The sequence below is a fragment of the Falsiroseomonas oryzae genome, assembly GCF_027856955.1.
In the GTDB taxonomy this organism is placed as follows: Bacteria; Pseudomonadota; Alphaproteobacteria; order Acetobacterales; family Acetobacteraceae; genus Falsiroseomonas; species Falsiroseomonas oryzae.
Map to the genome: position 1 here is coordinate 1 of NZ_JAPSMD010001006.1, position 576 is coordinate 576.

Sequence of the window (576 nt, forward strand, 5' to 3'; positions counted from 1 at the left end):
GCCGGCGCCGACCGCGCCGGCCAGCACGTCCTGCGTCGCGCCTTCCTGCACCGCCAGCACCCAGGCCGCGCCGCGCGCCAGCCGCGCCAGCTCGGCCGGCGCAAGGCGCCCGTCGCCGCTGACATCGCCCTGGCGCAGGATCGCCTCGCCACAGGCACCGGGCGTTCCCGCGCCGCAGGCGGCCTCCAGATGCTCCAGGTCGGCAAGGAAGGCGATGCCCTCGCCATGCAGCGTGGCCAGCGCCGCGGGCGGCGACTCGCAGCGCCGCCAGGTGGCCGGGCGCGCCTCCCCCGGCAGGCGATCGTCGCGCGTCTTCGCCTCGGGCTCGATGGTCTCGAGACCTTCCGGTGCGGGACGGAACATCAGCCGAGGCGCCTCCGCGCCGGTGCCGGTGCCGAGCGTGTAGCCGGCGGCCTGGCCCATCTCCGCGAAGCGGAACAGGCGTGCCGGCGCCTCCGCCTCCACCCGCGCGGCGGCGCGGCCGGTCAGCACGAGCATGGCGCTGGGGTCCGCGCAGTCGCCGGCGAACCACGCGCCGCGCAGCGGTTCCGGCACGCCGGCGCCGCCCCCCTGTGC

1 protein-coding gene is annotated in these 576 nt (G+C 78.6%); it reads right to left on the reverse strand.

Features of this window, described 5'->3' with window-relative positions:
- The coding region (locus OZN99_RS33215) for a hypothetical protein (RefSeq protein WP_270939422.1) at positions 1-576 on the reverse strand (576 nt) is incomplete at both ends.